This is a genomic window from Tianxiuia mixotrophica, assembly GCF_050596425.1.
In the GTDB taxonomy this organism is placed as follows: domain Bacteria; phylum Bacillota; class Clostridia; order Peptostreptococcales; family Acidaminobacteraceae.
This window is the reverse complement of record NZ_CP192292.1, coordinates 643,985-667,460: the sequence shown is the minus strand read 5'-3', so window position 1 is coordinate 667,460 and position 23,476 is coordinate 643,985. Positions and strand designations below refer to the sequence as shown.

Annotated in this window: 24 protein-coding genes; 1 reads left to right on the top strand and 23 read right to left on the bottom strand. The window is 41.1% G+C overall.

Annotated features, from left to right (window positions below; translation table 11 throughout):
• Nucleotides 1–4: 4 nt before the first annotated feature.
• The 10 genes from gcvT to ACQ4KW_RS03000 form a co-directional block, all read right to left on the bottom strand.
• A complete protein-coding gene (gene gcvT, locus ACQ4KW_RS03045) occupies nucleotides 5–1,114 on the bottom strand; it encodes a glycine cleavage system aminomethyltransferase GcvT (protein WP_430885064.1) in 1,110 nt (369 codons plus the stop codon).
• Between the two features lie 227 nt (nucleotides 1,115–1,341).
• Complete coding sequence (locus ACQ4KW_RS03040; RefSeq protein WP_430885063.1) at nucleotides 1,342–1,917, bottom strand: TetR/AcrR family transcriptional regulator; 576 nt, start codon at nucleotides 1,915–1,917, stop codon at nucleotides 1,342–1,344.
• Nucleotides 1,918–2,179: 262 nt separating this feature from the next.
• Nucleotides 2,180–3,367 carry an aldo/keto reductase gene (locus ACQ4KW_RS03035; RefSeq protein WP_430885062.1) on the bottom strand — a complete coding sequence of 396 codons (1,188 nt, stop codon included), beginning with the start codon at nucleotides 3,365–3,367 and terminating at the stop codon, nucleotides 2,180–2,182.
• A gap of 425 nt (nucleotides 3,368–3,792) precedes the next feature.
• On the bottom strand, nucleotides 3,793–4,428 hold the full coding sequence (locus tag ACQ4KW_RS03030; protein ID WP_430885061.1) for a GntR family transcriptional regulator: 636 nt from the start codon (nucleotides 4,426–4,428) through the stop codon (nucleotides 3,793–3,795).
• Between the two features lie 33 nt (nucleotides 4,429–4,461).
• Nucleotides 4,462–5,358, bottom strand: a complete 897-nt coding sequence (locus ACQ4KW_RS03025) for a thiamine pyrophosphate-dependent enzyme (protein WP_430885060.1) — start codon at nucleotides 5,356–5,358, stop codon at nucleotides 4,462–4,464.
• Nucleotides 5,351–6,535, bottom strand: coding sequence for a transketolase C-terminal domain-containing protein (locus ACQ4KW_RS03020; RefSeq protein WP_430885059.1), 1,185 nt, complete (start codon nucleotides 6,533–6,535; stop codon nucleotides 5,351–5,353). Before ACQ4KW_RS03020 ends, ACQ4KW_RS03025 begins: the two co-directional genes overlap by 8 nt.
• Nucleotides 6,535–6,840, bottom strand: a complete 306-nt coding sequence (locus tag ACQ4KW_RS03015; RefSeq protein ID WP_430885058.1) for a 4Fe-4S binding protein — start codon at nucleotides 6,838–6,840, stop codon at nucleotides 6,535–6,537. Before ACQ4KW_RS03015 ends, ACQ4KW_RS03020 begins: the two co-directional genes overlap by 1 nt.
• Nucleotides 6,840–7,382: a 2-oxoacid:acceptor oxidoreductase family protein gene (locus tag ACQ4KW_RS03010; protein WP_430885057.1), complete on the bottom strand. Its 543-nt coding sequence runs from the start codon at nucleotides 7,380–7,382 to the stop codon at nucleotides 6,840–6,842. The genes ACQ4KW_RS03015 and ACQ4KW_RS03010 overlap by 1 nt, the downstream gene beginning before the upstream one ends.
• Nucleotides 7,383–7,718: 336 nt before the next feature.
• The gene (locus ACQ4KW_RS03005) at nucleotides 7,719–8,522 is read right to left on the bottom strand and encodes an MATE family efflux transporter (protein ID WP_430885056.1); all 804 of its coding nucleotides are present in this window, start codon (nucleotides 8,520–8,522) and stop codon (nucleotides 7,719–7,721) included.
• An 11-nt stretch (nucleotides 8,523–8,533) separates the two neighbouring features.
• On the bottom strand, nucleotides 8,534–9,100 hold the full coding sequence (locus tag ACQ4KW_RS03000; protein WP_430885055.1) for an MATE family efflux transporter: 567 nt from the start codon (nucleotides 9,098–9,100) through the stop codon (nucleotides 8,534–8,536).
• Between the two features lie 129 nt (nucleotides 9,101–9,229).
• On the opposite strand from ACQ4KW_RS03000, the gene ACQ4KW_RS02995 reads away from it, so the two are divergent.
• Complete coding sequence (locus ACQ4KW_RS02995; protein WP_430885054.1) at nucleotides 9,230–10,192, top strand: AraC family transcriptional regulator; 963 nt, start codon at nucleotides 9,230–9,232, stop codon at nucleotides 10,190–10,192.
• On the opposite strand, the gene ACQ4KW_RS02990 is transcribed toward ACQ4KW_RS02995, so the two are convergent.
• The 13 genes from ACQ4KW_RS02990 to ACQ4KW_RS02930 form a co-directional block, all read right to left on the bottom strand.
• Nucleotides 10,168–10,623, bottom strand: coding sequence for an RDD family protein (locus ACQ4KW_RS02990; RefSeq protein ID WP_430885053.1), 456 nt, complete (start codon nucleotides 10,621–10,623; stop codon nucleotides 10,168–10,170). The genes ACQ4KW_RS02995 and ACQ4KW_RS02990 overlap by 25 nt on opposite strands.
• Nucleotides 10,624–10,856: 233 nt before the next feature.
• On the bottom strand, nucleotides 10,857–11,228 hold the full coding sequence (locus tag ACQ4KW_RS02985) for a P-II family nitrogen regulator (RefSeq protein ID WP_430885052.1): 372 nt from the start codon (nucleotides 11,226–11,228) through the stop codon (nucleotides 10,857–10,859).
• A gap of 157 nt (nucleotides 11,229–11,385) precedes the next feature.
• A complete protein-coding gene (locus ACQ4KW_RS02980; protein WP_430885051.1) occupies nucleotides 11,386–12,798 on the bottom strand; it encodes a sensor histidine kinase in 1,413 nt (470 codons plus the stop codon).
• Nucleotides 12,799–12,800: 2 nt separating this feature from the next.
• Entirely contained in the window at nucleotides 12,801–13,490 is a 690-nt protein-coding gene (locus ACQ4KW_RS02975; protein ID WP_430885050.1) for a response regulator transcription factor, read from the bottom strand.
• 19 nt (nucleotides 13,491–13,509) lie between these two features.
• Nucleotides 13,510–14,838, bottom strand: coding sequence for a hypothetical protein (locus tag ACQ4KW_RS02970; protein ID WP_430885049.1), 1,329 nt, complete (start codon nucleotides 14,836–14,838; stop codon nucleotides 13,510–13,512).
• A 265-nt stretch (nucleotides 14,839–15,103) separates the two neighbouring features.
• Nucleotides 15,104–16,147 (bottom strand): ABC transporter substrate-binding protein, encoded by a 1,044-nt coding sequence (locus ACQ4KW_RS02965; RefSeq protein WP_430885048.1) that lies wholly within the window; start codon nucleotides 16,145–16,147, stop codon nucleotides 15,104–15,106.
• 56 nt (nucleotides 16,148–16,203) lie between these two features.
• Nucleotides 16,204–16,983 carry an ABC transporter permease gene (locus ACQ4KW_RS02960; protein WP_430885047.1) on the bottom strand — a complete coding sequence of 260 codons (780 nt, stop codon included), beginning with the start codon at nucleotides 16,981–16,983 and terminating at the stop codon, nucleotides 16,204–16,206.
• Nucleotides 16,980–17,819: an ABC transporter permease gene (locus tag ACQ4KW_RS02955; protein ID WP_430885046.1), complete on the bottom strand. Its 840-nt coding sequence runs from the start codon at nucleotides 17,817–17,819 to the stop codon at nucleotides 16,980–16,982. The genes ACQ4KW_RS02960 and ACQ4KW_RS02955 overlap by 4 nt, the downstream gene beginning before the upstream one ends.
• Nucleotides 17,812–18,861 (bottom strand): spermidine/putrescine ABC transporter ATP-binding protein, encoded by a 1,050-nt coding sequence (gene potA / locus ACQ4KW_RS02950; RefSeq protein WP_430885045.1) that lies wholly within the window; start codon nucleotides 18,859–18,861, stop codon nucleotides 17,812–17,814. Before potA ends, ACQ4KW_RS02955 begins: the two co-directional genes overlap by 8 nt.
• Nucleotides 18,862–18,913: 52 nt before the next feature.
• Nucleotides 18,914–19,453, bottom strand: coding sequence for a helix-turn-helix domain-containing protein (locus tag ACQ4KW_RS02945; RefSeq protein ID WP_430885044.1), 540 nt, complete (start codon nucleotides 19,451–19,453; stop codon nucleotides 18,914–18,916).
• Between the two features lie 448 nt (nucleotides 19,454–19,901).
• Nucleotides 19,902–20,945, bottom strand: a complete 1,044-nt coding sequence (locus ACQ4KW_RS02940) for a lysylphosphatidylglycerol synthase transmembrane domain-containing protein (protein ID WP_430885043.1) — start codon at nucleotides 20,943–20,945, stop codon at nucleotides 19,902–19,904.
• Nucleotides 20,946–20,957: 12 nt separating this feature from the next.
• The gene (locus tag ACQ4KW_RS02935; protein ID WP_430885042.1) at nucleotides 20,958–22,037 is read right to left on the bottom strand and encodes an MGDG synthase family glycosyltransferase; all 1,080 of its coding nucleotides are present in this window, start codon (nucleotides 22,035–22,037) and stop codon (nucleotides 20,958–20,960) included.
• Between the two features lie 13 nt (nucleotides 22,038–22,050).
• Complete coding sequence (locus ACQ4KW_RS02930) at nucleotides 22,051–23,190, bottom strand: MGDG synthase family glycosyltransferase (protein WP_430885041.1); 1,140 nt, start codon at nucleotides 23,188–23,190, stop codon at nucleotides 22,051–22,053.
• Nucleotides 23,191–23,476 lie beyond the last annotated feature (286 nt).

Below are 23,476 nucleotides of genomic sequence, written 5' to 3'. Positions count from 1 at the left end.
TGCCTTAGGTTTTTTTATACTTTTTCTTATAAAACCGTTTACTGATCACAACCGCTTTTTTCAGTTTTCCCCTTATGTCAACATCGAACTCTGTTCCAAGTTTTGTGTACTCGATGTCAAGAAGGGCCAGGCCTATCACCTTTTTAAGTGTTGGCGACTTGTAGCCGGTTGTCACTTTGCCAATCACATCCCCATTATGGAGCGCGCTGTAGCCATGGCGTGGAACACCCTTGTCTATGAGCTCAAATCCAACAAGCTTAAGCTCTAAACCGTCTTCCTTTTGCTTTAAGAGTGCCTCTTTGCCAATAAAGTCATCTCCATCCATATGGACGAAGAACGCTAGTCCTGCTTCAAGAGGTGTGACGTCCTTGTCGATTTCATTTCCATATAAAGGCAGAGTGGCTTCAAATCGCAAGGTGTCTCTAGCGCCAAGTCCAGCGGGCTCAATACCTTCTATTTCTCCTGCTTTTAGAATTTCCAACCATATGCGTTCCACATATTCTGGGGCACAGTATATTTCAAAACCGTCCTCCCCTGTGTAGCCTGTTCTTGAAACCAGTGCATCCACGCCGTGAATGGAAACGCCTTCTTTAAATTCGAAAAAACCAATGGTGTTCAAATCGGTTTCTGTCAACATTTGAAGGACAGCTTGGGCTCTAGGCCCTTGAATAGCCAACTGCGCATACTCATCAGACCGATTTCTGGCATAAACATCAAATTTCGACGCCTGATCACGAATCCAGGCATCATCTTTTTCAATATTGCCTGCGTTGATCACAAGTAAAAAGGATGTGTCGGCTTTTCTGTATACAAGAAGGTCATCAACAATACCACCATCTTCATAGCACATCATACTGTAAAGAACCTGTCCCGGTTTTAAGGCCTTAACATCGCCCACCACCAAATAATTTACAAATTCCAGTGCTTGTGGACCGTCCACATCCACTTCACCCATATGAGACACATCAAAGAGTCCCACCTTGTTTCTTACAGCTTCATGCTCTACAACAAGACCCTTGTACTGAACAGGCATGTCCCATCCAGCAAAAGGGACCATCTTGCCACCAAGGGCAAGATGGGCATCATAAAGCGGTGTTCTTTTTAAGTCATCCATTATATTCCCCCTTTCAAGTCCATTTTCATTTTTTCTACCCCAATTCTTGTCCCAATCATCACTAGAATGTGTTTTCTATATAAATTTAACACCATTAGATTTTGGCCCATGTGAATATGAGCCTTAAAAAACATTGCATGAAAAAAATCCCAGGCCCTGTCTTTGCTTAGACAGGCTCCTGGGATTCTGGAATGACCTTTTCCTATAATATCTACCATTTCAAAGTATTATTTTTTTGTTAGACCCGACCAGACCACTTTTAGGTATCGTTTAATTTCTTCATCTGACCACTTGATCTGTCCTGAGTTTAAGGCTCTAACCATTGAAAACACCGTACCATTTAAATAAATAATAAGCATTTCTTCACTGATGTCGTCAATGAGGTCATGGTTTTTAAGCTGGGCAAAGAATTTCTTTGTGAAGGCATAAAATGACGCTTCCACCTCTTGACGAACAAGTCTGTCTATAACAGGAGACAGGGCAAAAGTTTCGCAAAACTCTAGGGCATCAGGATTATTTTTAGAAAAGTCAACAAGTCGAAGAATGGTCTTGTTAAAAGCCTCCACTGGACTGTAACTTTCCATGTCACCAAAATCCATAGCCTTGACCATCTCAAGTTTGAAGTGTCTATAGAGCTCTGTGATGATTGCTTCTTTGCTAGAAAAATGATGGTAAATAGTCCCCACTGCCACGCCAGATTCTTTTGAAACCTTTGACATGGATGTGGCCTGGACCCCATTTTCCATTATAAGTTTTAAGGTTGCATCAAGCACCTTTTGCCTTTTATCGTTTTGAACACTCATATTCTCATTCCTATCATTTGCATCTATATGGATGGTTCCTTATTAAATTATATCATTTCAGTCCATATATAACAGCATGCATAGAATTTTTTTAATGTGACTATGACATATGTCTGTTTGTATGAAGACCATAGATGGATGATATCAAGACTATGAAATTAAGACCATCAAATCAAGACAATAAAGCCAAGACGATAAATAGGCAAGTGCATCCCCAATAAGTCATGAATGATTTAGACAGGGCGCGTTTGACTCACGCCTTTTAGTCATTTAAGAATTTTCTAGCCACCCACACGAGGGCTGGATCATAAAAGGCTTCTAGTTCTTTAGACACTTGCTTGAGGTCTTTACGAATTTCAATATGCTGGGGACAGTGCCTTTCACATTTTCCACAGTCTATACACTGTGATGCCTTTGATGTTTTTTCTGACATGAGTCCAGCTGTTTGCATCATGTACATGCCCTTTGCATTTAAAAGACCGAAATAGGATTTGTTGTTAAGCTGTTCAAAACAGGCTGGAATATTAACACCCGCTGGACAAGGCATGCAGTATGCACAGCCTGTACAGGGCACTTTCATGAGTTCTTCAAACTTATTTTTCACGCTCTCGATAAGGTTTACTTCTTCTTTTGAAAGGGACCCTGGCAAAGCCTTCTTGGCGATTTCAATATTTTCTTGTATGTGTTCATCCACATTCATGCCTGATAGAACACAGGTGACTTCCTTGTGGTTTAGAACCCAGCTTATGGCCCAATCTGCCGAGCTTCTGGTGCCAGCCTTGTCATAAATGGACTGGACTTTTTTAGGCAGTTTACCAACCAGCATACCGCCACGTAGGGGCTCCATTATAAAAACAGCTATGTTCTTTGATGCGGCGTATTCAAGTCCAGCCTTTCCTGCTTGATTGTTCTCGTCTAAGTAGCTGTACTGGATTTGACAGAAGGCCCAGTCGTAGGCGTCTATAATCTCATTGAAAGAATTCTTGTCTGCATGGTAGGAAAATCCCACGTTTTTTATAAGCCCTTTGGTCTTGGCTTCTGTTAAGAAATCGAGGACACCCAACTTTACCATCCGGTCCCATTCAAATTTGTCTTGAATACCGTGAATAAGGTAGTAGTCAATGTAGTCTGTGCGAAGACTTGCTAGTTGCTCAGACAAGATTCGGTCCATGTCTTCCCTTGTTTTCACCCGCCAAGGAGGCAGTTTTGTTGCCAGTTTGACCTGGCTGCGCAAGTCGCCTTCAAAAACTTTGCCAAGAAATTTTTCGCTTTCCCCATTGTGGTATGGCAGTGCTGTGTCAAAGTAATTGACCCCATTTTCTAAAGCGTATTTGATTTGAGCTTCTGCTTTTTTCTCATCAATACGTCCTGCCCGAGTTGGCAGGCGCATACATCCGTAACCTATTGCCGATATTTTGTCCCCTGTTTTCGGAATTTCCCTGTACTGCATGATCATCCTCCTAGCCTTTGTTTGAATACCGCTTAGCAATTTTTAAACGTGCGCTATTTATATTTCATTTTTGCTTTTTTTATTTCAGCCTTCTTGTAATCAGGTTTTCCGTTCTGGTTTGTATTCTGGTTTGTATTCTGTTTCTCATTCTGTCCTGTACTCTGATTTCTTATTTGATATGCATTTTGGTGGAATTTTGTTTTGTATGCTGGGTTTAACACCTGTCTTTTTAGACTGAACGTTCATTCGGTTTGTAATTTTATTTTACGCCTGGTCTTTTAATATGTCAAGGTCTCCCTTATTCATTTATTTTGGGAGCATTAAAATAAGCGCCTCTCTCTGTATTCTCTACAGGAAATTGGCGCTTATTATTTTGCTTACATCTATATCGTGGATAGATATTTATTCTATTTTGCAATCCCTTATTATATAAAGAATCGCTTTGACAACTCTTCTAGGAAAACATCTGAATGCTTGGCCATTTCTTGACCTGCCCTTTCAGGATTTTTCTCTTTTATTGCTTTTGCAATGGCTTTGACGGATGCATCATACCACTGGGCATCTTCCATTTTGTACTCAATATGCTTGACAAATCGCATGGTTTTTATGTTCAGGTCTTCTAAATATTCAATCAAGTAGGGGTTGCCTGAAATGCGTCTTACTTCCTTACGAAACTTATAGTCAAATTCTATGTAAGCTTCATAGTCTTCTTGAGGGCTTAGATCACTAATCTCATCTGCCAGAATAAGTAGTTTATCTGCCTCCTCTTCACTTATGCGCTGTGCTGCCAGTTCACAGGCTAAGCTTTCCAGACGCTTTTTTACTTCATAGGCGTATTTCACATTGCGAAGATCAATCTGAGTGACGTATGTGCCAACACGTGGAACAAGTTCTACAAAACCCTTTTCCGAAAGTTTAAGTAGCGCCTCACGGATTGGTGTACGACTCACGCTGAACTCTTCAATGAGCTGTTTTTCACTGATTAAACGACCCGGTTCATAGTCTAAATTTATGATGCGATTTAAGATGATATCAAATATATTTTGATTGTCCTGAGGCATGCCTGTCTCCTTAGATAACAAAGTAATTTCGAATTATAGCCAGCGCTTACGCATACGTTCCCACTGGCGATCTCTGTTCTCTATTATCACATCAATGTCATCGTCTTTCAAGTGTTTGAATCGACCTTGACCCTTTAAATATGTTTTCACATCTGCAAAAGTCTCTGGGTTCTTATTGAGGGTAAAGTCTCCCCTTTCATATTCCGCCAAATACCAAAGGCCAGTGTCAACAGCTTGCTTGGCCACTTCAATGCTCGTGTGGGTTGGTGAACCCCATCCTGTTGGGCAAGAGGCATATATATGAATGTAGGATGTGCCTTCACACTCTTTTGCCTTTTGCATCTTATTCAGAAAATCCTGTGGGTAACCAATACTTGCTGTTGCAGCATAGTCAATGCCATGGGCTGCAACGATTTCAAACATATTTTTCTTATGGCGTATAGACCCTGGCAGGTTTTCTCCAGCAGGTGATGTTGTCGTTTTTGTACCATAAGGTGTTAATCCACTTTTTTGAATCCCTGTGTTCATATAGGCTTCATTGTCATAGCAAATATAAATAATTTTATCACCACGATCAATGGCCCCTGATAGAGCCTGGAAACCTATATCTGCCGTACCACCATCGCCAGCAAAACCAACAGCGTGGCAGTCTTCAATGCCTAGAGCTTTCAGGCCAGCCGCCACTCCGGATAGCATGGCCCCTGTTGCAGGAAATGGTGCTATCATGGCGTTTGTGGCAAAGGCCATCTGCGGATAAATAAAGCTAACTGCCGACATGCAATTGGCTGGCAGAACAGAGTAGGCACGCTCTCCCAGCACCTTTAGTGCAAGGCGAACAGCCACACTGGCTCCACAGCCAGCACAGGCCTTATGGCCATAAAAGTACTCATTGTCTGTCATATTCCTTGCGGTTATTTTTTGGTTAGACATCGATTTCACACCCCCTTCCTATGAACTGAACGCGCTTAGAGGTCTCTTTGTTTTCAAGAAGCTCCATAAACATTTGGCGAACATGGTCTTTTGAAACGTCACGACCACCAAAGCCTGCAACAAAATTAAATGTTTTTGGTGTCTTTTCCATATTGGCAAGGGCCGAATTAACATTGGTGTACACTGTGCCTTCATAGCCAAAAGAAACATTTTTCTCCAAGACGCCCAGTACAGGTGTCTTCTTTGCAAGCTCTATGAGTTCTTTCTCTGGAAATGGGCGCATATACCTTATTTTAAGCATGCCCACCTTGTGGCCTTCCTGTCTCATCTCATCTATAACCGTTCGAACTGTTCCAGCTACAGATCCAAGTGTCACAATAGCCACTTCTGCGTCCTCTGTCTTGTATGCGTCTGTCATGCCTCCATAATAGCGTCCAAAAACATCTCCGTAATTTTTATCCACTTCTTCAATCACATCCACTGAGTTTAAAAGAGCCGCGTGCTGAACGTACTTAAACTCCATGTTGTCATCTGGTGTGGTTGAAAAACACAAGCTTCTAGGGGTTTCTATATCCATTTTATTATCCGTTTCAAACTTTGGAAGATAGGCATCGACAGCTTCTTGGTCTGGAACAAAGACAGGTTCATAGGTATGTGTCAAAACAAAGCCATCCAGATTGACCATAAAAGGTGTCATCACGCGTTCATCTTCCGCAATCCGGTAGGCTTGAATGGTCATATCAAGTGCCTCCTGGGCATCTTCCACATAAACTTGAATCCAGCCTGAGTCAAGAAGACCAAGAGAATCTCTCTGATCACCATAAATACTCCAAGGCACTGCAACCGAACGGTTGGCATTCATCATAACAATAGGAAAACGACCACCGCTGGCATAATGAACACATTCAGCCATATGGAGAAGTCCCTGGGATGATGTGGCTGTAAAGGCACGTGCTCCCACAGAGCTGACCCCCATCGCTGCCGCCATCGCTGAATGTTCGGACTCAACATGAAGAAACTCAGCCTTTAGACTCTGGTCTTCCACAAAATCTGATAGCCTTTCCACCACAATGGTCTGGGGGGTAATGGGATAGGCCGATATAACATGGGGTCTTGACAGTCTGACCCCCAGGGCAACCGCTTCATTGCCAGAAACAAATACACGGGTCTGATTCATTAGACGTGACCTCCTTCTTTGACCATATCAATCGCCTTTGGCTTACATTCATGGGCACAGACACCGCACCCCTTACAAAAGTCGTAATCAATCTTTACCTTGTTGTTTTCCGTCTTTGATATGACACCATCAGGACAGACAAGATAACATCTTAAACACCCCACACAAGCGTCTGTATTCACCTCGGGCTTGAATGTCCGCCAGCCTGAGTTCATAGTCACAAGATGTCCGCCTTGAAAGGCAACCGTCTTGGGGTAATCACTTATTTTGGCCGGTTTTTTGTAGGCTTGTAGTTTCGGTTTCATTACAAGACCCCCTTCACAATTTTATATGCTTCATTGACAAGTGCTTTATTTTTTTCAGCTATGCTTGATTTCATCTCTGATTCGACTGCGTTCAAAGCCGATTCAAGGTCCACGATGTCTGAAACAGCGATAAGGGCCCCCATCATGGCTGTGTTTGTTATGGGCCGTCCAATATGTTCTAGAGCCAAGGTCGTTGCATCAAGACCAACCACAATGTCTCCAAACATATCCTTGTACTTGTCCGCTTGGGTTGTGTTAATGATCATTTTTCCACCCTCGCGTAGTCCACGATTTGTGCTTTCGTCAATAAGTGTCTCATCAAGAACCACCACATAATCACAGGCCTGGACTTCACTTCTGTCTCTGATTTTTTCATCTGAAATTCTTGTAAAACCAAGGACTGGTGCTCCCCGCCGTTCTGGTCCAAACGATGGAAATGCAAGGGCGTGTTTCCCTTCATGAATCACTGCAGCAGACCCCAGAAGTCTTGCAATTGTAAAGCTACCTTGACCGCCACGGCCATGCCATCTGACTTCTTTCATGTTTTCCCCTCCTGTGTAATATCAAACTGATATATCAACGTTATATCAATTTTACTAAAGAAGGCATGCATTTTCAATTATATTCTGACAATTTAACCAAATTTGTAATTACCTCATAAAGACCTATTTCTTGTAATGAAAAACAAGCCCTTTCTCGGTGTCAATTCCTGATATTTGCATTTGAACGAAAAAACCTGTGGATTCATCCAGTGAAGATGAGATCACACAGGTCATATTCTTTGTCTATGTTTTCACACTATATATAAATAATTTACATGACAGGGTTTCATGCTTCGTGTTTGATGGACTTCGTGTTTGATGGACTTCATGTTTGATCTATAGGCTCAAACACTCTCTTTCCTTAGCTGTTTCAGAAAGACCAGTCAAATTAATTCGCCACGATCCACTGTGCATCTTGGCTAGTCCAATACACATTCTAATAATTTCTTCTATAGAAACAGCCACATAAACAAGGGCCAGAGGCAGCTTTAAATAAAATCCAGCAATGACCCCCATGGGAATACCTATGCCCGTCAAGCAAAATAGTGCCATTTTGAGCATAAAAGCAGTTTCCCCACCACTTCGAATAATGCCGTCCCCAAGAACCATGTTAAGGACGCGGGGGGGTAAGAATAGAACAATCATCCATGCCAAGCCCCTTGCCATTTCGAGCACTTGGGAATCAAGGGCAAATAGATCAAGATAATAAGGCATTATCAGGGCAAATATGAGACATAAAATAAGCGCCCCTGCTGTGGTCACTTTAATAATAGCCCTTGCCAAGACTTGGGCTCTTTGTCCTTCTGCTCGGCCCAGGGCATGTCCAATAAGAACGGCCGCAGCCGTGCTCATACCAGAGAATAGACCAAAGGTGATGTTCTGAAGGGGCACCAAGACCGTCACCGCTGCCATCTCGACTGTTCCCATTTTCCCGTAGAGAATGGTATAAAAGGTTATGCTGGTTATAAAGACGAGTTCCCCTAAAATTAGGGGGCCCGTCACAGCTTTATAGTCTTTAAGCATTAAAGCGCTTGCCTTTGAAAAAATCTGAACTGGAGCCATTTCAAGGGTTCTCTTCATATGAAAATATCCGGCAAATAATATGAGGGCTTCGGTCAATCTGGCTATAAGAGTGGCCAAGGCTGCCCCCTTTAGTCCCCAGCCGACAAAGGAACCCGACCATAAATAAAGACATAGTTTAAGCCTGTATTAACAATGACAGCAACCGCGCCTGCCACAAAGGGAAGTTTTACATTTTTACAGGCTTTAAGGGCAGAACTCTTTATAAGTATGACCATGAGGGGTAAAAATGTGAGGCTTATAATCTTCAAATATTCTGTGCCAGCTGCAATAACTTCAGGGTCATTCGTGAAAAATTGAAGAATAAATCCAGGTGCAAGTCCAGCAAAGAACATGATGGGAAGTGTAATCAACAAGCCATATTGATAAGACACCTTGACCGCATCTGATATGCGGTTATACTGTCCGTTCCCGAAGTACTGTGCAACAAATATGCCTGTTCCGCCAGACACACCCAGAAGCAAAAAGAGTAAAATTGTAAAGGGATGGGTCGCCAATCCTGCAGCTGCAATAACAGTGCCACCTAGCCTTGAAACCATCATTTGATCTATCACACCTAGGGATGTTTGGATTAGACTTTGAAGCGCCACAGGCAGAGCCACTGCAATTATAGATTTATAGTTCACCGATTCTTTCATGATATTCTCCTCATTCAAAACATCGTGCATTTTATATGTTAAGAGTACCTAATTTATGCGGTATATGATACAGTATTCTTGACAAGAATTTGTACAATATTGACTTTGTTAGAAGTTAAGGAGATAATCATGTTCCCTCTTTATGAAAACTTGACCTACAATCGGTCTGATCTTCCACTCATACTCTATAAATTCGTTACTTCAAATGAGTCAGACCAGCGTATACACATGATCAATTACACAAGCACTGAAAATAGAGAGTCTGTCACAACACCATGCTATAACTACACCCACTGGCATTCCAGTTATGAAATTTTACTGATTTTGTCTGATGAAACAGAGCTCTATCTCAATGGCGACCTCCTCAGGCCTAAATGTGGCGATATTATCCTTATAGATGCCTTTGACATCCATACTGTCGGCACAAAACACAACCACTATGTGGTTCTTATTGACCCTGCACGCCTGCATACATCTACAGACTGTTTTCCACTTCATACTCAAAATAAATATCTTGAAAAGGATGGACCTTATGAAAAAATTCGCCAAGATATTGAACAGCACATTGTAAGAATGAGTGAAAAGCTGCTTGATGGGCCGCAGCCAAGCACCCTGGGTGTCCTCGGTGATATATATAACATGCTTGCTAAGATTGCAGATTACAAACGCATGATAGAACCCCAAAGCAACAAAAAAACACCCCACCACAGCGCGTCAACAAGGGGGATGCAAAAAAATAAAAACGCCTCCACGCAAAAGGAGACGCTAAAGAAAATATTCAACTTCATTGAGCAAAATTACAGGGACAATATTGCCCTCTCTGATATAGCCTCTGTTGCAGGCTTTAATCAAAGCTACTTTTGCAGGTTTTTTAAAGGCGCTACAGGAAGAACTCTTGTGGAATACTTAAATGAATACAGGTGTCATATTGCACGAAGACGTCTTGAAAACGCCTCTGAGTCCATCACAGAAATTGCCCTTGAATGTGGATTTTCCAGCGTAAGCTATTTCAGCAGAACATTCAAATCCTATTTTGGTGTCAGTCCGAGTGCATACAGAAAACAGCTTTATCCCTTAACGTATGGGTCATAGTCCTTTACCTTGACCTTGCCCTGTACCAGGACATCTTCATCAACAATATAGCACCTTGCAATTTTGTCGTGCCATGCCTGATGGTTGCTGTCAATAAAAATCCATATATAACCCAGGTTTAGGCCTGCAAAGGATACAAACTTTCCAATGGTTTGTCTGTAGGCAACTTTCCAAAACCCTAGCTTTTCCCATGTGATCGTGTCAACGATGCGCATATGAAGCAGGGCCTTGCCCAGGGTTGTGCTCCGGGTCCAAAAATACATTTTAATGACAATGTAACTTATATATATTCCGAGTACGGCAAAGGGCAGATTCTCACCAAGAGGTTCTGATAAGGACAAAGGTAGGATAATTAATATCAAAATGTTTAAAAAACTCTCAATCAGAAATGCGCCAAGACGCCTTATCGGAGATGAAATGCGATATTGCATAATAGCCCTCCAAGTCGTTTTAACACATCCTATCATATCATACTTATGTCCTTATTATGTGGTGCTTAAGAAAGTGTTAATACTTATTTTCGACATTTTTCGATTCTGTCACAAACTCAGACACCGGCATGCTTTTTGTTCAAGTATGAGATCTGATGTCTTGCAAGTAAGACCTTTTCCCTAATTTTTCTTGCATAGAAATAGGGATGTTTTTCAACATCCCCAGTGTCTTTTTATCTGGTCTTTGCTGTTCTTGAATTGTTCTCTTCCAGTTTATAGCCATAACATGCACTCACTGGCACCACAAACATAAATCCAATGCCGTTTTCATAGATGTTTGTGATTTTTTCCTGAAGGGTTTTAATGACAAGATCAAGTTTTTGATCATCACGAATGACACTTATAATGAGTTTATTATAAGGCTTATTGCCTTCTAGCAACCTTCTCATACTTGTAAACATGCTGATATCCACTTCGTTGTCCACCAGAACCTTGCCCATGCCCCGACTGTCAATCGTTGTGGCACCAACTCCGCACTGGTACATGATTTCGTGTACTTCTTCAAGTAGATACACATCATTGAGTATCAGAAAAAGTGCATTCATATCTTGTCCCCCTTCTTATTTTGAACAAACCGTATTATAAGTCCATCCACTAAGACTGTCCATTTAAATAGCATAGCATTCCATTTTAATATTTTTCATATACTATACCCATTGAGCCTAGAGAAATATCAAGGTAATATTTCAAAAGCATGGCATATTATCCTTCTACCTGTTCAGGTTCTCCATATGGAAGTAATACCTGCACTGTTGTGCCCTGGTCCACTTCACTTGTTATGCGTAACTCTCCACCATGAAGTCTAACAATCTCATCGGAAATGGCCAGTCCAAGGCCACTTCCTGATCTTTTTGAGGATCCCTTGTAGAATTTTTTTGTGACATTTTCTAAATCTTCTTCAGAAATTCCCGAGCCTTCATCAATAATATCAAGAACAATCCAATCTGAAACCGTTAGGTTAATCTGTATGACACCGCCCTGAGGAGAAAACTTAACGGCATTGTCGACAATATTAATAATAACTTGACGTATTCTATTGGTGTCCCCAATAACGGGAGCTCTGCCATCTGGCTGGGAGACAAAGAGATCAACGCCATGCTTGTCTGCTTTTGCCTTGTATATTTCAACAATGTCTGACAGTTCCGTTCTAAGGTCAAAAAGTTCAGAATGAAGGGTCATACGACCACTTTCAATCCTTGAAAAATCGAGAAGCTCTTCAACCATGTCAGAAAGTCTACCCGTTTCTCGCATAATCACCTGAAGACCCTTTTCCACTTCATCACGGTCGGATAAATCACCTGTTAATATGGTCTCAGCCCAACCTGCAACCGCAGTTAAGGGGGTTCTTATTTCATGGGATATTGATGATATAAAGTCATTCTTCAATCGTTCTGTCTTTTGAATTTCATCGGCCATGGAGTTCAAGGTCTGAGCTAAGACTCCCAGTTCATCCTTATAAATTACTGGGACCTTTTCATCAAAGTTTCCTTCTGCCATTTTTCTTGAAGCAATGGTGATTTCATTGATTGGGGTTAAAATAGACCGACTGAATGTCAAACTGAGTATAAGCAGTATAACAATGATGCCAGCGAGTATAACCGCTGAGTACATGAGATACCGGTATAAGAGCATGTCGATTTCCTGCATGGATGAAACATAGCGAAGAATACCAATTATATTCCCATGGTCATCTTTTAAGGGGGTGCTCACACCCATGACCCGCTCTTCCGTTAAGGCATTCTTTCCCACCCAGTAACCTTGCTTGCCGGTAAGGGCGTCATGATAGTCCCCACTGTCTATTTTCGTGTTGGCCGTGAAGCCTGTTGACGAATTTTGAACAGATCCATCAGGCTTTAGTATTTGAAGTTCTGCAACATCCTTGTCTTGATAATCTCGAAGTATAAGTTGTCCAATTTCATCCAGGCTGAGCTTTTGAGTCTCTGTGTACTTTGTATAAAAGCCAGCAGACACATTCATGCGATTGTAAAGACTCTCATATGCCAAATTGTAATAGAATCTTTGAATCGTAAAGAGGAATGTTCCCAGTACAGCCAGGGCGATGAATAGTATGATTAGGATATAGTTCCTAACCCACCGCTTTTTAATTCCGGTCATACTTAGTCTTCCTTTCGCCACCTGTAGCCGTAGCCCCAAACAGTCAGTATATATTCTGGATTTGAAGGATCATCTTCAAGCTTTTGACGCAGACGTCTGATGTTGACATCCACTATTTTAAAGCTACCAAAGAAATTTTCTCCCCATACATTGTCAAGGATAAACTCTCGACTCAGAGATTTGCCTGCATTCTTAACCAGAAGGCTCACAATGGCAAACTCAAGCTGGGTCAAATCAATCTCTTCATCGTTTTTGAAAACTTGACGGGCTTCAAAATCTATTTTGTAAGGTCCGCCTTCGAAGGTTTCTGACTTATCATCTTTAAGCAGGTTCACCCTGCGAAGCAGAGAATCTACCCTTGCCACAAGTTCTTTAGGACTGAATGGCTTTGTCATGTAGTCATCTGCACCACTCATTAAACCTGTAAGTTTATCTTGTTCCTGCGATTTGGCTGTTAACATAATAATTCCAACATACTTATTTTTCGTTCTCATGCGTTCACACACTTCATAACCTGTGATGCCAGGCAGCATGACGTCAAGAACAGCCACATCAATATCATTTTCTTCGAAAATTTCCAGTGCTTTTTCACCTGTTTCAGCTTCAAAAACCTTGTGTCCTGCACGTTTAACATTAATAACCACAAAATCTCGTATTTCTATTTGATCTTCTAAAATCAGTATATTTGCCATATATATCACCTCTAGATTATTATTTTACCAGTCTAAAACCGGATTTCACTTCTTCAAATGTCACTCCAATGCGGGCCAGTTCTTCATTTTCAGATAAATCGTGAACCCTTGCATAATATACCCGGTCTAGGGTTCTTGCCAGTTCAGAATATCCATCGGACGTGTATGATAAAACACCACTTTCCACCTTAATTCTGTCTGCCACAACAAATTCCACCACAGGCGTTTGGTCTTTAGAGTAAGAGTCCACATGATAGAGCGTTACATGGTTAAGCTGGTCTCTTGCAATACCAACTGTTATGTTTTGCTTCCATCTGAATGGAAAATGAAACTCAAAGCCCAGCCTTCCATTGGCATAACTCTCAGAGTTAAATATGAGGCCGGAATTACCATCCCACTTATACCAAGTTGTGATCCACTCTGTTTCTGCCATGGAACTGCCCTCATAGCCAAGAGGTGATCTTAGAAGTGGAATCTCAATAATGCCATCTCCATCCACATCGGTTGAATCCGCAGGATAAGCCTTGTAGGTCTTGTTTACCAGTCTCCACTTTGAATCGTAGAAGACATTTTCAAGCTGTCCATCCTTGTATACCAGAAGGTCTGTAAAGGCTGAATGGGCCCCTGATGAAGCGTCTGCAAAAAGTCCCAGCTGGTCTTTTGCCGCCATGCCCATAACCGTGTTGTAGTATCCGTTTATAAAGCCTTCCATCTGGACTTCATCCAGGTAGGTAAAGTCTGAATCATAGATTGTCGCCATTGATATACCTTCTGTGCGGTTTAGGTCTATGATGATGAGCTCAAGTTGCCCATCCCCGGTCATATCTCCAATGGCAAACTCTGTGTAAGATGTATCAAAGGCCACTTCTATAGATCCACCGCTGTATCTATAAATTGTCAGACCTTTTTTCGTTGTGTTGCCGCCCTGCCATCCAACCAAGATTTCCAAGATGCCATCCTTATTGATGTCACTGTATTCCACTCGGCTGATATCAAAACCTATGCCCTTGATGCCTTCATCAATAATCCAGCCAGTTTCTGTCTTAGACAGGACTGTGACACGAAGGGGTTCTGCATCTCTTTCCAGTTTATGAAAGACAAGAACTTCATCCACACCGTCACCGTCTAGGTCCACGAACTGTGTTGAATTGGTGTGGTCACCCTTTATTGGATTTATGTATTCGAGCTCGGTCTCATACTTTTCTTCAAGCACTTGCTTGATTTCCTCAAGCTTGACAGGAAGTTTTGGGGGTTTAAGAAGCCCCTGGACAGATGTGTTTGTCCCGATACAACCTGTGCTGAAAACAGCCAAAAGAATGAGAAGCCCCATAAGTTTTACTCTTTTCACTTTCGGCCTCCATTAATTTTTTTTACTTTTCACATTTCACTTTCCTTATTGTACTAGTTCTATAATATGGTTTTACACTGGTGAAAGGGTAACATTTCAGTTAGAATCCTACTCCAAGATACAGTATTAGCCACTTAATATCAATTCGTGACAATCCAATAAAACCCTTTTCAATCCCTGTAAATATATAAAACCCTCGAAGAGACTTCGAGGGTTTTTAAGCCTGCCGATGCTCTCGACAGGGTGGTTGATTGTAGAATTTTATTTAGTGAGCCTTTAGTTCTGTCCAAACGCGGTTGAACTCTTCAATAAAGTCACCTGGGTCAAGAAAAACTTCTGAGTTCTTTAGCTTGTCCATGTCTGGATAGGCTGCGCTCATGGCCTTAATGTCTTCAGATATTTGCTCCACTGCCCCCACATTTGGAGATGAATAGCCAATGTACTCAGCATTTTTCAGGGCAATGTCTTCACGGTTGAGGAAGTCAATGAACATATGTGCTTCTTCAACATGCTCTGATGTTTTAGGGATTACGACACTGTCAAACCAGAGATTTGTGCCTTCTTTTGGATAAGCGTAGTCGTAACCTTCTTTTTCCATCATAACCTGCATGGCTTCACCTGACCATACCACAGCCATAGCCGCTTCTTCTGAAAGCATCATATCCTTCACATTGTCACCCACATAAGCTAGAACAAGAGGTTTTTGCTCAATAAGAGCCTCTTTTGCTTGTTCAAGTTCTTCTGTGCTTCTAGTGTTCATGGAGTAGCCTAGTTTTTTCAGGGCCACCATCAATGTGTCACGCTGGGAATCCATCATAAGAATATTGCCCTTGTATTTTTCATCCCATAAAATGTCCCATGAATCCACTGGATCAGTCACCATGCTTTTGTTGTAAAGAATACCCACTGTTCCCCACATGTAAGGCACAGAGTACTCTTCACCTGGATCAAAATCCAGACCCTTGAACTCATCCATAATAAGCTTATAATTTTCTAGTTTTTCAAGGTCAATTTTATGAAGCATATCTTCCTTGATCATTTTTTCAATCATATAATCTGATGGAAAAGCCACATCATAGTTTGTGCCACCTTGCTTAAGCTTAACGTACATATCTTCATTCGTTGCAAACATTTCATAGTTTACCTTGATGCCTGTTTCCGCTTCAAAGTCTTCTAGAATACTTTCATCAATGTAATCTCCCCAGTTGTAGACATTCAGTGTGACCTGATCATCTTCCGGGCCGCTACATCCTACAAGCACTGACAAAGTCAGTACAAACACAAGTAACAGCGATGTAAATTTTTTCATGATTATCCCTCCAATTAATTCTCTTTTTCATTTGTCAATCTTGCTTTTATCGTCTTTTACACATCAAGTTCCGTAACATTGCCCGAGCGTGCATTTATAATAAGAAGCAGGCCGAGGACAACACCGAACATAATCGTTGATAGTGCATTTATAACAGGTTTTATACCACGACGTGCCATGGCAAAAATAGCTATAGACAGGTTCGTGACACCATTTCCTGTGGTAAAGAAACTGATGACAAAATCATCCACTGACAGGGTAAAGGCAATTAAACAGCCTGTTACTATGCCTGGCAGTATTTCGGGCAGTATAACCTTTCTAAAGGCATACCAGGGTGTTGCCCCCAGGTCCATTGCTGCTTCAAGGGCATCTTGCGGTAGTTGCTTGAGTTTGGGTAAGACCGACAATATAACATATGGAATATTGAATGTTATATGGGCGATAAGCATTGTGCTCACACCAAACCGCATTTTTGCAAAACCAAATAGGGTCATAAGAGCCACACCAGTTACGATGTCTGGATTTAGCACTGGAATATTGTTCACATTGAGCATGACTGTCTTTTTCACAGGTCGCATGTGGTGTATTCCAAAGGCCGCAAAGGTCCCAATAATTGTTGCTATAACAGAACTTAATAAGGCTATTGTCAGTGTATAGTATAGGGCCTTCATAATGCTTCTATCTTCCACTAGAGCCTGATACCATCTAAAAGAAAATCCTTCCCAGTTGCCACTGTACTTTCCTGCATTGAATGAAAAAACAATCAGCACAATGATTGGGGCGTATAAAAATAGAAATATCAAGGCTGTGTATATTCGCTTTGCCCATTTTGTCATATCATACTCACCCCGCCATCTTTAACTTCTGACGTATCATATCTGTTTAAAACGGCCATAGATATAAGTATGAGCACCATGAGGATCATGGATATTGCCGAACCAAAGTGCCAGTTGTTCACTAAGAGGAACTGCTGTTCAACAAGGTTACCAACCAGCATGAACTGTCCACCGCCAAGGAGGGCAGAAATAACAAATGTGGACACCGCTGGCATAAAGACCATGGTTATGCCGGATATAATGCCCGGTATGGAAAGTGGGACAATAATTCGTCTAAATACAGTTATGGCATTGGCGCCTAAATCTTCTGCAGCTTCTACAATGGAACTGTCAATCTTGGTGAGAACAGTATAAATTGGAAGCACCATAAAGGGCAGGAAGTTATAAACCATGCCTAGAAGGACAGCGCCCTCATTGTAAAGAAAATTTCCCGCTGGAAGTCCAAAGAACACCAAAATCCGATTGACAATACCTGTTTTCCCTAGAATAAACATCCACGCATAGGTTCTTAAAAGAAAGTTCATCCACATCGGGAGTACAAAGAGAAGTGCTGCTATTCTCTGGGTTTTTGCTGGCATTTTCGCCAAGATCATGGCCATCGGATACCCCAAAATGAGGCATATCAAAGTTGCTTCTCCGGCCAGTCTCACAGACCTCCATAAGACTTTTAAATAGAGGGGGTCCACAAACTTCTGAAAGTTCTCTAGGGTCATAACAACATTTCCTGTATCAGGATCACGCATTGTAATTGAGTAGCCTGCCACCAGTAAGAGCGGAATGATAATAAACACAGCGCTCCAAAATACATATGGCATGGCGCTGAATCTTCTAAGCATTCGTCTTCACCTTCTTCATAATATGTATTTCGTCTGGATCAAATCGCATGCCTACATCAGACCCTTCTTCCACCATATCCGTGGAATGGATCATCCATTCTGTTTGTCCCTGCATAACGATCATTTCGTAGTGAACACCTTTAAAAATAACATTGTCCACCACACCCTGAATCATTCCATCTTCTGGCTTAGTCAGCAGAATGTCTTCAGGACGAATTACCACGTCGACAGGTTCATCTTTCCCAAAGCCTGAGTCCACACACGTAAATGTGCTTCCGGCAAATGACACCATGAAGTCTTCGTGCATAATGCCATCAATGATATTGCTCTCGCCTATAAAGTCCGCCACAAAGGCATTTTCAGGCTCATTGTATATATCCGTTGGTGATCCAATTTGTTGAATACGGCCATCGTTCATGATAATAATTTTGTCTGACATGGTCAGGGCTTCTTCCTGGTCATGGGTGACATATATAAAAGTGATCCCCAGTTCTTGCTGCATGGACTTGAGTTCATACTGCATTTCCTTACGCAGTTTCAAGTCAAGAGCACCAAGGGGTTCATCAAGAAGAAGGACCTTTGGCTCGTTCGCTAGGGCTCTTGCAATGGCAATTCTTTGCTGCTGTCCCCCCGATAGGGAGCGGACCGATCTGTTTTGAAAACCATTGAGTTCAACAAGCTTGAGCATTTTTTCCACTCTATTTTTTATTTCAGCCTCAGGAACTTTTTTTATACGCAGTCCGAAAGCTATATTTTCATAAATGTTCATATGCGGAAAAAGTGCATACCGCTGAAACACTGTGTTGATTTGTCGTTGATATGGTGGTATTTGTGTGATGTCCTTACCGTCAAATAGGATCTGACCCGATGTTGGTGTTTCAAAGCCACCAATCATTCTAAGTGTTGTGGTCTTACCACATCCACTCGGTCCAAGAATTGTCAGAAATTCTTCCGGCTTCACCCAGAAATCAATCCCATCGACAACGCGCGTGCCGTCAAACTCTTTTACGACATTTACACCATGGATGATTTTTGAACTCATCTCTCAGTTCCACTCCCCTTCATTATTACGTCCTATGGTTTATGTGTGCCTGCTAAAAATTAGGTGGGGTTCCTACCATGATAATTTTCGCAACTGATTTTCCAATATTAATAACATTATGATTGGCATTGCACTTGTAATAGAAGCTATCGCCTTTTTTTGCTTTGAACTTTCTATTCCCGTGTTTTACCTGAACCATGCCCTGCATGACATAGCCAAATTCTTCCCCTTGATGCGGTGTGTCTTCCTGATAACTGCCACCTGGTTGTATTTTTAAAAGAATAGGCTCCATCGCATTTTTTTGAGCGTTTGGTATAACCCAGTCCAGTATGTAGCCAAGTTCTTCGTCGATGTTTTCAAAGGCATCTTCTGGGGTGAAAACAAGCTTTTCTTCTTCATTTTCACTAAAGAATTCATTAAGGTTGGTCCCTAAGCTTTCAAGTATATCGACAAGGCTTGCAATTGAGGGTGATGTCATGTCTCGTTCAACCTGTGAAATAAAGCCTTTTGAAAGCTCACACCGGTTGGCCAGTTCTTCTTGGGTCAGTCCGTTTTCGAGTCGTAATCGTTTGATTTTTTCACCGATTCTCATGTCGTCTCCCATCTTATTCTCATTTCACGCTCACTATTATAGGCGTGACTGTTTATTCTTACTAAACTTTTGCACGATTTATTATAGTTTTAAAGAAAAGTGAAGTCAATACTAATTATTAAATTTAATATATTGAGTTTCAATTCTGAAAAATTCATTCGGCAGACATCCCATACATACACAATAGTTGCTTCTTTTACTCTAAATAATCCTAAATCTACTTTCAGCCTTATTGATTTTTATGATTTCTACACCCTTTCAAAAAACTTTGAGACCGTTTGTTTGTCTTTATCAAATATTATTGTCTCCATGACCCATTAAAAAATAAGGCAGCCCTCTATCAGACCCCTCTTGCTATGAGCATGTCATTTACAAGACATAGAAAAACCCACAAGGCCTATTTCTAGGTTTGTGGGTAGTGAATTTCTATATAGTGTTTTCAGTGCGTCTATGCCACCTGGGTAAACCCTTTGTCACGATTCTTATCGAATAAGTAGAGGTAGAAGGTGAATAGACCACATACAACAAGACCAAAATAATAGCTAATGCCTCGCCATAAAAGCAGGGCCACCGCTATGATATTTGATGAAAAGACGGAACCTAGAAGCATAGCAAATCCAGCTTCAGCAGCCCCTACAGTCCCTGGAGAAGGTATAAAGGCAATTGCCATATAAAGTAGGGCCTGAAGTGTAATAATATGATAAACGGATGCCCCGCTAAGCCCCAGAGCCCTATACACAAAAAATGTTATAGAGAAAAAGGCTGTCACTTGTAAAACGGATGCCCCGAACATAGCCAGGGTGAGTTTCCAATCATCCTTATAGGTTTTAATACACGCATCGTATTCATCAACAAACTCTATGAGTTTTTTTATACGCTTTTCTGGTTTCTTAACAAGGTGAATTCTATGCAACCAATGAATCAGGCTTTTAAATATGCCCTTCATTTTATCTGAATTAAAAGCAATCATAATGATGACAGCAAGGCCAAATGTGTTTATGAATAGACCTATAAAAACAAATGTCGACGCTTTCTCTAAATTGCCCATAATCATAGGCAACTTATAAAGGGTGAGTATCAGGGCATAAATTGTCACAGTCACCTGAAACAGAATAAACTTGCTGACAAGGACTGCCGTTGCACCTGTCATAGGAATATCATCCTTCTTCATTTCATAAAGCTGTGCTGGCTGTCCACCACTGGCAAAGGGGGTTAGAAAACTATAATACTGGCCCACCAGTGTAATTTTAAGGGCTGTCCAGAACTTGGTTTTAGGATAAACCCTTTTTAAAAGAATATCTAGAATTCCAGCCTCAATTCCCCAGTAAACGAGCATGCACACAAGCCCGCCAAGTAAAAACCGTGGATCACTTTTCCTCACGGTCTCAATAAAGTTGGTCATATCCAGCTTAGAAAATATAGCATAAAATGTCCCTGTCAAAAGGGCCACAAGCACAATCATATTAATATGACTTTTTATAAATTGCTTCATATCATCCACCACCTACATTAGCTCGAGGGCATAGGCTCCAAGCTTTTGTGGTTCCATTTCTGTTTTAATTTCTTCTATATTCTTTCTGAGGCTCATCAAGCTGTCTGGATCATTTAGGGCATGCTCGACTTGGTTGTAGAGTGAGCCTTCTCCCTCAATTAAGATACCTATTCCAGCTGTTTTTATAAAGTTTACGTTTTCTTCTTCCTGTCCCACCATAGAACTTTTCAGTATAACAGGAATTTCTTTATTAATGGCTTCAAAGAGCGTCACACCACCCGGTTTAGTAACGACCAGATCAGATGCATCCATGAGCTTTGCCACATCTTTTGTATATCCCAATACTTCCACATTGTCAAATGACACACCTTCTGTAAGTCTTGCATAAAGGTCTTCATTTTTCCCTGTTACAACAATGGTTCGAGTGTTTGGAATCTTGTTGAGTTTTTCGAGCAAGGAGGGGTTTAGGCCCAATTTGTCCATGGCACCTCCCATTATAAGAACCTGTCTGAAATTTTTCTCATTGCGTTGACTGCTTAAAAACTCTTTTTTGACCGGAATCCCAGTGATTCTTATTTTGTCTTCATCAATGCCTTTTAGGACAAGCTTCTCACCAACGCGTTTACACGGTACAAAGTACATATCCGTTTTATTGTGTATCCATTCCCAACTGTCCACCACATCTGTGATGGCTGTGATAAGGGGCACATCAATGCCGTATCTCTCTTTGACCTTTGAAACAAAACCGCTACATAAAGGGAATGTTGATATGATCAGTTTGGGACTGCTTTCTTCTATATAATCTCCTACACGCTTTAAGTAAATATTGTATAGAACCTCATCCATTGCGTTGTTGGGAATGTCTTTTTTGATTTTGTAAAAGAAATTATAAACGGATGGATGACTTCTTGTAAGTAAAGTATATATGTTAAAGAAAACATTTTTCGCCTTTGGTGTCGATATATCCATAATGTCTTCTGTTGTAATTTTCAGGCCAGGCTGCTTGTCAAGCAACTGCTCTCGTATTGCAGATGCAACACTATTGTGCCCATTTCCAAAGGCACTTGTCAGTATTAATACATCACATTTCAAAATATTTCACTCCTTACCTTAACGCCAAACGCTTATAGGGTTGTCCTCTTTCACTAATCAGCGTTTCAGAAAGATCTACTATTTTATCTATTGAATATTTGTCTGATATACGTTTCATATTGGAAACCATTCTATTGTAAAGTCGAGGGTTCTTTCTTAGATATTCAAGCCGGTCTGGCAGACTTTCAATCTCATCCACTCGAATGGCAACCCCTTCTTTTACAAGGAAGTCTGTGTTCTCTTGTTCCTGTCCAGGTATGGCAAAGGGGATGATCATCGGCAGTTTTTTTGAAAGGGCTTCAGTGGTCGTCAAACCTCCTGGTTTTGTCACAATTACATCTGCCTCGTCCATCATTTCTGGAATTTTTCTGGTAAAACCATGTATTGTTATTTTTCCAGCGCATATAGCATGGTTGTATTTTTTTGTGAGGGTGTCAAAGAGTATTTTATTCCTGCCACATACGACATCTAAATAATAATTTTCTGAGTCCACCACGAGTCTTTCAACAACCTTGTAAATATCTTTTGATCCCATACTGCCTCCCATGACGAGGACATGAAATCTTTTATTCAGACCTGGACGTATATATCGTGGGTCTGAATGCTCTTGAAACTCTTTATTGACAGGGATGCCATAGGGGTAAATTCTATCTTCTGGCACATTTCTTTCAATGAGGGTTTTCTTCGTATACTCACTGCCTGTAATATAGGCATCCACATTGCTAGAAATATAAGAATAGTGGGCTTTAAAATCTGTTACAACTTGCATGAATCTGAAATCGGCCTTATTCTTACGTTTTAAATGATCTATGAGCCCCACTGCAAATGGGTGGGTAGCAATCACTATATCCGGTTTCACTTCTTCTAGTCTATTTATAATACGTCGTTCAATGGTGTAATAGCCACCACGCGTCAATTTATTAAAGTTCTTTCTGTCAGCGGTTTCATACATAATCCCATACACATTCGGAAAATTTTGCGCTATGACGCGGTACCCATCAGCAACAAGGGTGTTCATAACTGAAGAAGACTCTTTTAAAAAATCAACTTTATATGTGATATAGCCTTTTTCTTCATACTTGTCCTGAAGTGATTTTGCAGCAGCATTATGACCTTCACCAGTCGAAGCTGTTAGAATCATAACCTTTTTCATAACGATCCTCCTGTTAACCTTTTTCTTGGTTTGATCTACTCTTATTCTATAGATCACATATTAATGCTATGTGAGAAGTTTATTAAGATTTTCTTAAAAGGTCAGGAGCTTTATACACATTGTGTATTTTCCAGTGCTTACAGCAATTATTACAATTGAGCGACTTGCAATTTTTCCTATAAATTCCTCTGCAATACAGATAACATCTCCCTCTAGGAAGATAGAAAAGTTAAGTATTGCCTTGAAAGAGCCTCATATATCGACCAGGCTTTTTTCTCTAAAATCA

Coding starts and splice junctions, on each gene's coding strand:
- ACQ4KW_RS02985 (WP_430885052.1), bottom strand. CDS start 11,228: ATGAATGCACTTTTTCTGATACTCAATGATGTGTATCTACTTGAAGAA.
- ACQ4KW_RS03030 (WP_430885061.1), bottom strand. CDS start 4,428: ATGCCTCAGGACAATCAAAATATATTTGATATCATCTTAAATCGCATC.
- ACQ4KW_RS02955 (WP_430885046.1), bottom strand. CDS start 17,819: ATGCTTAGAAGATTCAGCGCCATGCCATATGTATTTTGGAGCGCTGTG.
- ACQ4KW_RS03040 (WP_430885063.1), bottom strand. CDS start 1,917: ATGAGTGTTCAAAACGATAAAAGGCAAAAGGTGCTTGATGCAACCTTA.
- ACQ4KW_RS03020 (WP_430885059.1), bottom strand. CDS start 6,535: ATGAATCAGACCCGTGTATTTGTTTCTGGCAATGAAGCGGTTGCCCTG.
- ACQ4KW_RS02990 (WP_430885053.1), bottom strand. CDS start 10,623: ATGCAATATCGCATTTCATCTCCGATAAGGCGTCTTGGCGCATTTCTG.
- ACQ4KW_RS02960 (WP_430885047.1), bottom strand. CDS start 16,983: ATGACAAAATGGGCAAAGCGAATATACACAGCCTTGATATTTCTATTT.
- ACQ4KW_RS02945 (WP_430885044.1), bottom strand. CDS start 19,453: ATGAGAATCGGTGAAAAAATCAAACGATTACGACTCGAAAACGGACTG.
- gcvT (WP_430885064.1), bottom strand. CDS start 1,114: ATGGATGACTTAAAAAGAACACCGCTTTATGATGCCCATCTTGCCCTT.
- ACQ4KW_RS03010 (WP_430885057.1), bottom strand. CDS start 7,382: ATGAAAGAAGTCAGATGGCATGGCCGTGGCGGTCAAGGTAGCTTTACA.
- ACQ4KW_RS03015 (WP_430885058.1), bottom strand. CDS start 6,840: ATGAAACCGAAACTACAAGCCTACAAAAAACCGGCCAAAATAAGTGAT.
- ACQ4KW_RS02940 (WP_430885043.1), bottom strand. CDS start 20,945: ATGAAGCAATTTATAAAAAGTCATATTAATATGATTGTGCTTGTGGCC.
- ACQ4KW_RS03035 (WP_430885062.1), bottom strand. CDS start 3,367: ATGCAGTACAGGGAAATTCCGAAAACAGGGGACAAAATATCGGCAATA.
- ACQ4KW_RS03025 (WP_430885060.1), bottom strand. CDS start 5,358: ATGTCTAACCAAAAAATAACCGCAAGGAATATGACAGACAATGAGTAC.
- ACQ4KW_RS02980 (WP_430885051.1), bottom strand. CDS start 12,798: ATGACCGGAATTAAAAAGCGGTGGGTTAGGAACTATATCCTAATCATA.
- ACQ4KW_RS03000 (WP_430885055.1), bottom strand. CDS start 9,100: ATGAAAGAATCGGTGAACTATAAATCTATAATTGCAGTGGCTCTGCCT.
- ACQ4KW_RS02995 (WP_430885054.1), top strand. CDS start 9,230: ATGTTCCCTCTTTATGAAAACTTGACCTACAATCGGTCTGATCTTCCA.
- ACQ4KW_RS02975 (WP_430885050.1), bottom strand. CDS start 13,490: ATGGCAAATATACTGATTTTAGAAGATCAAATAGAAATACGAGATTTT.
- ACQ4KW_RS02930 (WP_430885041.1), bottom strand. CDS start 23,190: ATGAAAAAGGTTATGATTCTAACAGCTTCGACTGGTGAAGGTCATAAT.
- potA (WP_430885045.1), bottom strand. CDS start 18,861: ATGAGTTCAAAAATCATCCATGGTGTAAATGTCGTAAAAGAGTTTGAC.
- ACQ4KW_RS02965 (WP_430885048.1), bottom strand. CDS start 16,147: ATGAAAAAATTTACATCGCTGTTACTTGTGTTTGTACTGACTTTGTCA.